Annotated in this window: 8 protein-coding genes; 2 read left to right on the top strand and 6 right to left on the bottom strand. The window is 49.9% G+C overall.

Going from position 1 to position 12,146, the window contains the following annotated elements; genetic code table 11:
• Positions 1–252: 252 nt before the first annotated feature.
• Positions 253–3,840 (top strand): hypothetical protein, encoded by a 3,588-nt coding sequence (locus VB712_RS04165; protein WP_323252425.1) that lies wholly within the window; start codon positions 253–255, stop codon positions 3,838–3,840.
• Positions 3,841–4,050: 210 nt separating this feature from the next.
• Positions 4,051–4,431: a hypothetical protein gene (locus VB712_RS04160; RefSeq protein ID WP_323252423.1), complete on the top strand. Its 381-nt coding sequence runs from the start codon at positions 4,051–4,053 to the stop codon at positions 4,429–4,431.
• 296 nt (positions 4,432–4,727) lie between these two features.
• Here the strand turns inward: VB712_RS04160 and VB712_RS04155 are convergent, their stop codons facing one another.
• The 6 genes from VB712_RS04155 to VB712_RS04130 form a co-directional block, all read right to left on the bottom strand.
• Positions 4,728–5,066, bottom strand: coding sequence for a P-II family nitrogen regulator (locus VB712_RS04155; protein ID WP_323252421.1), 339 nt, complete (start codon positions 5,064–5,066; stop codon positions 4,728–4,730).
• 99 nt (positions 5,067–5,165) lie between these two features.
• Positions 5,166–5,591, bottom strand: coding sequence for a GtrA family protein (locus VB712_RS04150; RefSeq protein ID WP_323252419.1), 426 nt, complete (start codon positions 5,589–5,591; stop codon positions 5,166–5,168).
• On the bottom strand, positions 5,591–6,256 hold the full coding sequence (locus VB712_RS04145; protein ID WP_323252417.1) for a ComF family protein: 666 nt from the start codon (positions 6,254–6,256) through the stop codon (positions 5,591–5,593). The genes VB712_RS04150 and VB712_RS04145 overlap by 1 nt, the downstream gene beginning before the upstream one ends.
• Positions 6,257–6,270: 14 nt before the next feature.
• Positions 6,271–7,443, bottom strand: a complete 1,173-nt coding sequence (moeB, locus tag VB712_RS04140; RefSeq protein WP_323252414.1) for a molybdopterin-synthase adenylyltransferase MoeB — start codon at positions 7,441–7,443, stop codon at positions 6,271–6,273.
• 175 nt (positions 7,444–7,618) lie between these two features.
• Complete coding sequence (locus VB712_RS04135) at positions 7,619–8,611, bottom strand: YbjN domain-containing protein (protein WP_323252412.1); 993 nt, start codon at positions 8,609–8,611, stop codon at positions 7,619–7,621.
• Between the two features lie 167 nt (positions 8,612–8,778).
• Positions 8,779–11,997, bottom strand: coding sequence for a DUF4157 domain-containing protein (locus VB712_RS04130; RefSeq protein WP_323252410.1), 3,219 nt, complete (start codon positions 11,995–11,997; stop codon positions 8,779–8,781).
• Positions 11,998–12,146: the final 149 nt, after the last annotated feature.

The following is a 12,146-nucleotide window of genomic DNA, read 5'->3' as shown; positions in this document are numbered from 1 at the left end:
CCCCTTTCATTTGGGTCATAGAGAAGGTGATGCCATTCTATCATAGTCATTGCGGCTAAAGCCGCCGAGTCGCTTTTCCGCCCCGCTCTAAAGAGACGGGGCTACCAAGCTCCCGAGTTTTTATCGTGTCATCCCCTAGGGATTGCCCCTAAGGTGGTGCAACAGGGGAGCGATGGGTGAGCGATCGCGCATCGCCCCAAGCACCCTTTAGAATGGGAAAGATCCGCGCATCCCCATCCCTTTTGAAGAGCCATGTGCCGTAACTTTAACGTCTGCTTGAGTCCCGTTAAGATTGAATACCTCTTTTTCACCAAAGATCCCGCTACGGGAACCTATACCCTCCGCCCCAAGGATGTCATCCAAGCAGACCTCCACGATCGCACCCATTACGCCACAGCCCTCGCTGAAGACTGCTCGAAACGCAGCACCAAAGCCGGTTATGATGCCGCTGGGATGGCGATCGGCACAATTCCCCTGGCCCAGATCCTCAACGACCTCGAAGACAGCGAACGGGGTTCCCTCTCCCATGGGGAAATGATTGAACTGGCGGGAAAAATTAAAGCGGCGGCGCAAACTCAGGTGAAAGTTTCCCGCGATGGGGGGGATCTGCTCAAAACCTGGGATATGCTCCTTGATCGCATCCAGCTAGAGCGGGGCGAATTCCTCACCAACTGGGAAACCCATGTGCGCCAAGCCTCCCAAGGGGATATGTATTCGGAAAGCAACGCCCATCCCCATCAGGAAAATCTGGGGCGATCGCACCTGCGAATCTATCAACTCAGCCCCCAGGGGGAACTGTTTTGTGCGGAACCGGAAAATGATCTTGGCCCCTCGATTTTCTCCGATACCCACAACGGCGATATTAACGACGCAGCCCGCTATAAACGGTTCTTGGGTTATGAGGGCTTTAAATTTGCCTCTAACTCTGATTCCTGTGTGGAGCCGGCCCTGAAACGCTTTCTCTATGAACATCTACGGGCTAATCAATTAGCCGGCGCTCTCCACCGTCTCGCCTATATTGACCCCGATTATTTGGGGGATGATCCCACAGCCTACCGCCGGGAGGTGGATAGTGATGGCAAGGTGGGGGGCTATGATTTGGGGCGAGAATTGGCCCAGGCATGGGTAGAGGTGAAATTGAGTGGGAAGGCGATCGCCTTTGGCCAGGGGGGGCGCATCCTCGCGGAATTTACCCAACAGGGGTTTTTACGGGATGATGCCCAATGGTCCGCCAGTGAGAAAATTGCCCAACTGTTGGAACTTGCGGCGATTATGGCTGCGGCGGGGGCTGAACAAGTCACCATTGCCGCCGCCCTTGTGGCCCGCATCTTTGAATATTCCGATCCCAAAAATAAATTCACGTTCCAATCCTTTACCCCCTTGGGACAGCCCAGTTATGGCCTGTTGGGGGGGGGAACCTATACAATGCTGCGGGGCGGTACGGAGCGGGGCGGTGAAGAAGGGGGGGAATTAATTTTCTACCTCCCCAAACCCTATGATCTGCGCAACTATAACCGGGTGGCTTTCCTGTCGGCTTCGGAGGAAAACGCCTTGAAAGAGCAGATGGTGCTGCTCAATGGGGAGGCGATCGCCGAAGGACGCACGGAAGTGGCGGAAAAAACCATTCAAGAAATCACGTTTTTGCGAGATATCCGCGCCACCGCCTACATCACCGAAGGCGTAGCCCCCATTTACGATGTGTTACCGGGGGAAATTGTCGAAGTCACTGCTGACGGTCGGGTGCGGCTGTTTAATATCTATCGGGGCCAGGAAATTCCTCTGATCAGCGTCGAAAAACAAAAGCAAGCCGATCGCTATATCCATGCCGATATTCGTCAAGAACGCCTCGCCCCCCTCAAGGTGTTTAACATCCAATATCGGGATTTAAATGATCATCCCATCCCCTGCCCCTACAACAAGTATGGCGAAGAAATCATCGTCATTCAGCCCTTAGCCTTGCAGAAAAATACCGAAAAACTGTTTACCCTTGGCCCCGATGGCGAGGTGAAGCTCCGCACCGGGGCCGATGGCATTGGCCTGATCATGGGGACAGACAATGAAGCGATTCGCAACCAACGGATTCAGGATCTACAACAGATCCTCACGGGGGCGGCGGGGACTTCGTTTTTAATCAATATGATTGCCGGGAATTTATCCCGAAAATTGGGGTTAAATACGCTGCCAGTGGTGAATCTCGATGGGTTTACCGGGTCGGATACAATTCCTACTTCTGTGGGCCGCGATACCCTGTTTCTCGCTAATTCCAATTCTGGCGGAACCTCCGACACCATTAAACTCACCCATGAGTTAGCCAGTTTACCGGCGGCGATCGCCCGCATTGAGGCAGAAATTGCCCGCCGTGACCCCAATTTAGCGGAAGTAATTGTCGCTCAATCCCGTTTAGATGAACTGAAACGCCTCGTCCAACCCGATACCCAACGCAGCGACCTCCCCCCCCATTTACAGGAATTCATCGCCACCAAAACCCCCTGGATCTATGTGGTGACGAATATTGAGGCCAGTGCTTTGGGGAATATTGGCCGGGGCCTCGATGCGGTGATTCAACCGGCAGCGGGGGCGGGGATTACCAACCTACCGGAGGAGGAATGCGTCGGCTCCACATTTGCGGCCATGGCATCATTGCAATGGCAATTGGCCTTGCATACCTATTTAGGGGAGGTGCGGGGGGATATTTCCACAGCCTACGCCCAGAAAATTTATGGGGAGTTGGCAGCACTGCCAGCGGTGGTGAAGCAGTTGGTGAGCGATCGCCCCCTGATTGCGGAAATTGAGCGGATGTGTGATGAGTTGGTGGGGGGAAATTTTGATTTCGTCTATACCGGCTATCTCGATGGCGTACCGGAGGAGCAGGCCCATAAGGCGGCGGAAATGATTCAAGAAATGTTTGCCGGTTGGCATTTCTTTCAGTTCCAACATGGCAAATATGCCCACATGAAGCGGCGCACCCGCCACACGTTGGGATCTATCCTGGGCCACAATGCGCCCCCCCCATCTTGGCCCTTTTTCAATGCCCGGGCGATTAAATCAGCGGCGGAAATTGGCCCCCGCGTGGCCACTTCCTTCTTCATCGCCCATGAGCGCGATCGCGATCGCCTCGCCAGCATCCCCGACTATGCCCCAGATTATATCTTCACGTACCCCGCCGATAGCATTGTCCTCTACCCCTTCCAGGTGATTATTGTTAGCCATCTGATTTCCTATTTTTGGGGACTGAAGAAGAAGGAACTGGCGAAACGGATCGAGGGGTGGAATCAGCCCTTTGTGGATGCGCTGTGTAAGCTGGATCCCCAAGCAGAGGAAATGAGCGAGGAAGGGCGCGTTCGGGTCGAACACCACGCCCGCCAGGTGTTACAGGAATTTGCCGATCTCTGCCACCACAGCCATTATTTCGATCGCATGGAGGGGCAGCGGCGGGAAAGCTTGCTGATTTCCTTGGGATTACTCGCGGGGGAACACACCGCCTACGGGGTTGAGCACGCCATTGGCGGCTTCTTGGGCAGTCCCCAGGGGCAAATTGCCATTGAAACGGAACGCCGACCCCGTGAACCCCTCAATGGTCAAACCTACCTAACGGTATTAAAGGATCTCGCCCTGGAATTGAGCAACGGGGAACAGTCGAAACAATTGGCAGATCATTTCCTCGTCGATGAAACCGGCGCGACCCGACCCAACCAGATCACGATTTCCCGACCCCATGGGCGCGATCGCACCCTCTATGAAAGCGACTATCTCGCCGAATATGAAGGGTTAGGGACGTTCTACGATGTGGAGCCGGTGCATCCCCCCAAAATCGCCAAGGCCAAAAAAGGCTGGCTCTAAAATTTGGAGTAGGGGCGAAAAATATTTGTGCCTCCGGCAGGCTTACGCCAACGCACTCACACCGTTCGCCCCCAAGCCGCTCCATTTCACAACCGAATTTCATCTCACGCTCAAAAATTCTCCGTCGCTGTCCCCAAAACCCGCTATATTTAGAGTGGATTTCCAGCAAAAAAAGCTGGAAACACTATCTATAGCGTTGGTTTCTCTGCCATGACTGCCTTACCGATTCCGGATTTTGAACTTGAAAGCCCCCAAGCTTTGGCGGAATTACTCGCAGAGGCGGAAACTTGGCGGGAAGTGGAGGGACTGACCCAGCAATACAGTCATTGGAAGGTGGAAGCGTGGAAGTTGTTGAATGAGCCGCAGATGGAGCGGTTAAAACTCTTGCAGGAGTGGCAGCATTCGCCCGTTGCTCAGAAATTCCCCCCAGGGGCAACGGTGCAGCGGTTAGATGATCAGGAAGAAGGGTTAATCGGTGAGGTGAAGACCTATTGGCAGGCCTATGGGATCGATTATGTCACGTTTTTGGTGGGGCCGGATGTGGATTGGTGTCGGGCCAGCAATTTAAAGCGGGTGCAAACGCTGAAGTAGGATCCCCCCTGCCCCCTTAAAAAGGGGGGTTCCGGATTAACCCCCTTGTTCTACGCCGAAGGCGCATCCCCGAAGGGGCTTAGGGGGTCGGCGTAGCCGGGGGGATCGTGAGCCTCAATGGGTATCAGGATCCCCCCTGCCCCCTTCAAAAGGGGGGTTCCGGATTAACCCCCTTGTTCTACGCCGAAGGCGCATCCCCGAAGGGACTTAGGGGGTCGGCGTAGCCGGGGGGATCGTGAGCCTCAGTGGGTATCAGGATCCCCCCTGCCCCCCCTTGAAAAGGGGGGGATTCTAAGTTAAACGGCTTCGAGATTTTTTTCGCCCGTCCGGATCCGAATCGTTTGCTCAACGGGGGTCACGAAGATTTTACCGTCACCGATTTCGCCGGTTTTGGCAGCGGCGATGATTTCTTCAACCACCTTATCCACTTGTTTATCTTCGACAACGACTTCCACTTTCAGCTTTTGGAGAAACTCCACGGTGTATTCCGAACCACGATATCGCTCGGTTTGCCCTTTTTGACGACCAAAGCCTCGGACTTCGGAGACTGTCATCCCCACAATCCCGGCCTCGACCAGGGCAATCTTCACTTGATCCAATTTGAAGGGGCGAATAATGGCTTCTACTTTTTTCAAGATGACAACTCCTTACAGTGCATTCTTTAATTAACTTATAGAACGAGTACCCCGTTTTCGGGCTTATTTTTGACAGAATTTTAGAAATTCTCCATAAATCTAGGGCGATCGCCCCTCTTCTTGGCTTTTTTTGCGCCAAATCCAGAGGAAATTGGTGGCCATGCTCCAACCGACGGAGATGGCGGTGGCGAGGAGGGAGGCGATCAGGTAATGAACTCCGGCGGATTCAATCCCATTGACGGCCAACCACCAGATCACAAAACTGCTGGCGTTGCTGAGGTGGTATTGCCAGAGCCGTTGCCAGGTGGGGCGAGGATGGCCGAAAACCCAGCGGTCATTGAGGAAAAAGCGCAGGATCGTGATCAGTTCGGCGGTGATCAGGGTGGCGATCGCCACGGTCAACCCCAACACCTCATGCAAAACATAAAGGGCGGGAATATTAAACCCGGTGAAAAATAGCCCCACAATCCACCAGCGCACCATCGGCTTGGCGAGAAACTGACGGAGCGGGGTGGCTTGATTCATTAACGTTGGCGGGAGGAACGGCGGGGAGCGGCCAAGGCGATCGCCCCTACCACATCAATACCATGATGTTGCAGAACCTGGGCGGCTGTCTTCACCGTTGCCCCTGTGGTGTAGATGTCATCAAGGAGCAGGACGGGGCGTTTCGGTAAACGGCGACGGAAATCGGGCCCGAGGGCAAAGGCCCCTTTAATATTCTGTTGACGCTGTTGGAGGTTGAGCTTAAACATCGCCTCAGTGGCGCGGGTGCGCTCTAGGCCGCGGGCGGCGAGGGGTAAATGGGTGTAATGGCAGAAGTGGCGGGCCAGGAGTTCCGCTTGGTCAAAGCCCCGTTCAGCGCGTTTTTTGGCGTACATGGGTAGGGGAACAACAATGGGCCGCAGTTTCGGGGGAGCTTGGGCCAGCCAATGGCGGCCCAACCAATGGCCCAGGGGGCGGGCCAGTTGGGGGTTGTTGCGAAATTTGAGGGCGGCGATCGCCCCCCGCAATTCATCCCGGTATTCCCCCCAAACGACAATTTTCGTCGGTTTAGGGGGCAGCGGTTGCTGGCAGGCTTGGATCTTTCCCTGACAATGGGGGCAAAACTCATCCACCGCTGTTTGATGACAGAGGGGGCATTGCTCCAGGAAAATCAGGGAAAGGAGGCTACGGAAAAAGGCGATCGCCATACCCCCAACCCCCTTTAATATTCCGGCACAGAAGAATCTACCTCACGACTCCAAGCCGTAATCCCACCGATCACGTTTGTGCCTTCAATGCCGTGCTGCTTGAGAATCCCCAACGCCGTTGCCGATCGTCTTCCCATCTTGCAATGGGCAATCAAACGATGGCCATTGAGAACTTCCTTCACCTTTTCCACCCCTGGCCCCTGTTCAATATCCGGCAACGGAATTAACACCGCCCCCGGAATTTGGGCAATCTCATATTCATTAGGGTTACGCACATCAATCAGCACATAATCCTCTGCATCGCTATCGAGCAACGCCTTTAACTCCGTAACCGTCATTTCATCCAAAGTTGCTTTCTCCCGCTCTGCATCAGCTTGGGCTTGGGGAATCCCACAGAATTGCTCGTAATCAATCAGTTTTTCAATCACGGGCCGCTCTGGGTTGGGGCGCAGTTTAAGCGTCCGGAAAGACATTTCCAAAGCGTTGTACAGCAGCAACCGACCACTGAGGGTGGTATTAGACCCCAGAATAATTTTAATCGCTTCCGTAGCTTGGATCACGCCAATAATCCCCGGCAACACGCCTAAAACTCCCCCCTCTGCACAGGAAGGAACCATGCCCGGCGGCGGCGGTTCAGGATAAAGATCGCGGTAGTTGGGGCCGCCTTCGTAGTTAAACACCGTGGCTTGACCTTCAAACCGGAAGATTGAGCCGTAGACATTGGGTTTATCCAACAGCACACAGGCATCATTGGTGAGATACCGGGTGGGGAAGTTATCTGTGCCATCAATGACCACATCGTAGGGACGGAAAATATCGAGGGCATTTTCCGAACTGAGGCGGACGTTATAGAGATCCACCTGAGCGCGGGGATTAATCTCTAAAATGCGGTGTTTGGCGGATTCAATCTTAGGCTTGCCCACCCAGGATGTCCCGTGGATCACCTGCCGTTGCAGGTTGGAGTGATCCACCACATCAAAATCCACAATCCCGATGCGGCCAATGCCTGCGGCTGCTAAATAGAGCAACAGGGGAGAACCCAATCCCCCTGTGCCAATACAGAGGACGCTGGCGGCCTTGAGGCGTTTTTGCCCCTCTAGCCCCACCTCCGGCAGGATGATATGCCGGGCGTAGCGTTCATATTCGTCTTTTTCGAGTTGGATACTATCCAAGTTGGGATTTAACATAGTCGGTTCGGTTTAGGGCTGAATCGAGAACCCACAGGAGATGGTCGTTCAAGTTTTCCATTTTAAACCGAATCGTCGGCTTGGTTGCAGGGGGGAGGGTGTGGGCAGGGGGCGATCGCCCTCCTCCCCCTACTCCATGCCTCCAAATCTTTATAGGATTTTAATGCTAAGTAAATTAAAGGGCAGCGATCGCTTCCAAGGGAGAGACATGATCATCGATCACTGCCATAATGCCGGGCAAATATTTATTCATCATAATTAAGTTATTGTAAACCAAATTCCGAATCAATACTGTCGTTAGGCGATCGCCCTCCACATCAATACTGGATTTAAACCGGAGTTCCCCATCCGCAAAATCCATTTCAAAATTGCCAATGGTGATCCCGTAGTTTGCCCTAGTAATAAATTCAGCGATCGCCAACCGCCTTTCATCGTTCACATTCACTGGACAAAGAACATAAAAAATAAATTGATCAAAATCTTCTCTTACCCTCGCATAACAAGCCAATTGTTGATGATCACCACTATAGTAAAGTTGTAATGTTGGTTCATCACCCACCTGGGCATAAGACCAACCTTCATCATCAAAAAAATCACACACCACCTCAAACAAGGCTTGATTTTTTTTCTCTTCTATTCCAGCATCAGCAATAAACTCTTCATTGTTAATGCCAAAATCCAGTTCCACCTCCGAGGGAAACTGTTCCGCCCCCCAAAATGTCATGTAACCAGTTTTGATCGGCATTCCATCTAGTTGCTGTTTGACATATAAACCACGCCAGCTTTCAGTTTTGAGTAAATGACTCTCTGAATGAGATTGACCCAAACTTAATAAGTAATCTCCCAATTCATCGTGAGATCTAGCCTCCCCTAGTAATTCCGGTAGATATTCTCCCAATAACTCTACCTCTATTTCAATATCTTTACCCGGCTTAAATCCATCACCAAAATTCACAGAACGAATCTTTTGATTTAAACCAAAGAGTTCTTCTGTATCTATTTTCTGATAAAGATCATAATTGACTATAAACGTCATGTTACACCCCGTAACCTCTCCATAGGTATCAATCAATGTTAATTGCTTTAGGTTAACATTGATGGGATTATTTTTCTGATCATAAAAAACTAGATCTGCATTGCAATGAATATTTTTCTTGTGAAGAGTCATGTCTGATTTTTTTGAAGTAATTGGGCGTGGCGATCGCTCACCGTGAAAAGCTTAGATCTACGGTTTGTTCATCGAGGGTGCATCTCACTTTGGAAACCCCCCTTCTCCCTTCTCGGGAGAAGGGGCTGGGGGATGAGGGGACACTCGCCTCACTGAGATGCACCCATTCATCGAAAATGCTTTTGCCAATCCATCAAATATTCAAGGTGAATCTGAAGACTTTGCTGCGAATGACTTTCCAGAGCAACAGTCCTTGTTACAAACCCCTTAAACAAGTGATGATAATCAATTAAAAATGGGCGCAATTGTTCATACAGAGTCTCAATTTTATAAACAAGATTAGCTCGCTCATTCTTTGATAATGGCCGTTGTTGATAACGAGCCTTATTGGGCAACCGTTCAGCTTCATAGGCTTTAAACGATTTTGGCAGACTACCAACTGGCTTATTTTTGCTGACCCCAGGTTGTTTACTTCCTTGATAATTACTATACTTGTCTGTCTGGTTTATAAATACTGGGATATTGACAGGAGTTAGTTTTTGGGATGTTTGGGGGTAAGCTGATTCACTCATGGGAGTAGATTGCTGAGGAATATTATATTGTTTTGGCGTATATTTTCGAGGTTTTTGTATTGACACTACCTCAGTTGCTGAAACCAGTTCAGTGGGAGAAACTCCTTTTTGTGGTGCTTTAAAATACCCAGATTCTAAAGTTTTCTCCATAGAACCCATGCCACCGATAACAGGAGCTTGTTGCGGGGCTTTCAAGTATCCCGATTCTAAAGTTTTCTCCATTGAAGCAGGCGCAGTAGGAGGAACTCCTTTTTGTGGTGCTTTAAAATACCCAGATTCTAAAGTTTTCTCCATGGAACCCATGCCATCTACAACAGGAGCCTGTTGCGGTGCTTTAAAATACCCAGATTCTACGGTTTTCTCCATTGAAGCAGGCGCAGTGGGAGGAACTCCTTTTTGCGGTGCTTTAAAATACCCAGATTCTACGGTTTTTTCCATTGAACCCATGCCACCGATAACAGGAACCTGCTGTGGGGCTTTAAAATAAGCGGACTCATACTTTTCAGTCCGAGTTTCTTCTTGTGGATCTATGGGTACAGAGACTTGCTTCTCCTGATCTCCATCAATAACAGTCTTCCACAAAATATTAGAGCGTTCTTTTTTCTTCTCATTTTTAAAGCCTAAAAGATCCGAACTATCTGGAGCTTGTGTTTTGATTTTCCGTAAAATGAATGTATGCACCCAAGGCTTATATTCCGTTTCATTTTTCTTATTTTTTACTCCTTCAAGAGAAACCTCTAACGCAAACTGATCTAACTCTTGATCTTCATCTGGATCTTCAGAAAGTTCATCCTTTCTATTTTTATAAAACTTGCTTAAACTAGACGTAATATTTTTACCCGAAAATTCGATTTCTTTCTCTTTTTTCTTTATCTCTTTTTCGCTTAGTTTTGCAGATTCTTCATTGTCCCGTGATGACCAAGATTGACAAAGTAAGCGCAGGCGTTCCGTGATATTATCAGCAACCTTATCAATACAATCAGTCACTAAACCAGACCAGCCATAACTTGGAACTGTAATCTGGCCTGAGACCTGATATTTGAAACCAACATAATGAGTTTTGGTATATTTCTGGCTTAATGTTTCCATAATGTCTTCCCAAAGCCAGGTGATCTTACCCTCGAACTTTTTGCCACTATCCGCTATGCTGATCCCTAGATTAATACTGGCCGATTGCACCCCTTGTCCAATGGAGCCACGAGCGCCGCGATCAACCATATCCCCCAAGGAACTACCATAACCAATGACATCTTTTCCACCTTTTCGGGCTTGTTCAATACTGTCTTTGCTATATCTTTTTCCCGCTGAACCTTCTAGCGAACCATAGACTTGACCGAGATTTTTAGTCCCAATATGCCCGGAAAGACTGGCATAGGCTCCAATTTCTGCATAGGAACTGTTGTTCATGTCCTTTTCAACAGTTCTACTCCAGTCATAGGCTGCTTTTCTTCCTTGGGAAGAAGTGTTTCCTCCCCACAGTAAAGCTTCGACTTCATAGGGAATATTCGATTGTGCAAAGGTCCGGTAAATGACATAAGAAATTAGGTTTACAACTTCCTGACCATCTTTGCCTTGGACTTCAATATAGCCTCCCAATGCAGCAGAAAGTTCAGCAAGATCTCCTGCTAGGCTTCCAGTTAATTTAAGACCAACTTTAGTCCGCATCTTAATGCAGTACCCATCCCGTTCAACATGGTTAGCGAAGGTAAAGCCGATGGCTGTTCCAGTACCGATGGGACTGATGGGAATTGAGACTTCTCTAGAAATTTTTTCTGCATCACCATCATTGGGAACTGCTTTTTGAATATCCTTGGCTAAACTCACTAGCTTTTGGTTCAAGTAACCAGCGGCTTCTTTAGTAATTTGATTGCTATGTTGCTGTGGTGTGGCGATCGCTTTCGGGCGAGAGTCTCGAGCTGCCTGAATAAGCGTTGAGGATGGGGTGGCAATTTTTGATTGCCAAGGGGACAGGCTTTTTTGTGCTGCTTTGGCAAGATTGTCTGGATTGCCTTGTTTTTGTACAGCAGTAGTTAACTCATGGGTGATTAATTTTTGCTCAAGTGGATGAGCATCAAAATCTTGATTAAATGTGCTAGCCTTAAAATTGCTATGAGTTCTTGCATTGTCACCCATGCTCAATTCAGTTTTTTTGCCGGAGCTACCCTGTTCTTTTTTCTGTAAATTAAGGGCATGGGAACCCCCGGATTGCTGCACCACATGGGTTAATTCATGGGCGATTAATTCTTGACCTTGAGAATTGCCCGGGTTGTATTCCCCTTGGCGAAAAAAGACATCTTGGCCGGTGGTGAAGGCCTTGGCTTGGATAGCGGTGTTTAATTGATTGGACTGGGCATTGGCGTGAATCCGTACACCGCTAAAGTCTGCGCCCATAGCCTGGCCCATGGATTCCTGTAAACCGGCATCTAAAGCTTGGCCACCGCCTTTCGCTTCCTGAATTCCTGCCTCCACATCTGCTGAAACCGCTCCCCCGCCTAAATTTCCCTGGGCTTGCATCACCCCTGCGAGGGGAGAAATGTTGAGATTGCGCCCCAGGGGTTCAGCTAAGGCGGATTTCGTTTGTACCGTAGGATTGTGGATCGCCTGGACGACTTTTTTTGCCGTAGCATCGGCTTCCTGTTCGTAGCGATCGCCCCCCTCCCCCAAGGTTAACTTCGCCTGAACCGGCAGCAGGCCAGAATCCTCTACCGCCACCACCGATGGTGGCACAGCGCGGGGTGAAGGGGCTAGATGGGAAGCCTTTTTTTGTACGGGTGGCACAAAGGTACGAGACTGCTGAACTTGATTTTTGGCCATGGTGTCACCTATCGAATTCTGAGAAAAATACGGATCCAGGAAGAGTGTTGCCCTCAATTTTAATCAGGCATTACAGAGGATTTATAACATCATGATGGATAAATTAAAATACGACTTTAGTCTAGATTTAATTTGCTTTTTTAGTCTGA

This window comes from Spirulina sp. CCNP1310, from assembly GCF_034932185.1.
Lineage (GTDB): Bacteria > Cyanobacteriota > Cyanobacteriia > Cyanobacteriales > Spirulinaceae > Spirulina.
Note: the sequence above shows the minus strand (reverse complement) of the source record. Positions and strands in the feature narration are given on the sequence as shown.

Excerpts from the sequence above, each read along its gene's own strand:
- VB712_RS04165 (WP_323252425.1), top strand. The coding sequence starts at position 253 with ATGTGCCGTAACTTTAACGTCTGCTTGAGTCCCGTTAAGATTGAATAC.
- VB712_RS04160 (WP_323252423.1), top strand. The coding sequence starts at position 4,051 with ATGACTGCCTTACCGATTCCGGATTTTGAACTTGAAAGCCCCCAAGCT.
- VB712_RS04150 (WP_323252419.1), bottom strand. The coding sequence starts at position 5,591 with ATGAATCAAGCCACCCCGCTCCGTCAGTTTCTCGCCAAGCCGATGGTG.
- VB712_RS04145 (WP_323252417.1), bottom strand. The coding sequence starts at position 6,256 with ATGGCGATCGCCTTTTTCCGTAGCCTCCTTTCCCTGATTTTCCTGGAG.
- moeB (WP_323252414.1), bottom strand. The coding sequence starts at position 7,443 with ATGTTAAATCCCAACTTGGATAGTATCCAACTCGAAAAAGACGAATAT.
- VB712_RS04135 (WP_323252412.1), bottom strand. The coding sequence starts at position 8,611 with ATGACTCTTCACAAGAAAAATATTCATTGCAATGCAGATCTAGTTTTT.
- VB712_RS04130 (WP_323252410.1), bottom strand. The coding sequence starts at position 11,997 with ATGGCCAAAAATCAAGTTCAGCAGTCTCGTACCTTTGTGCCACCCGTA.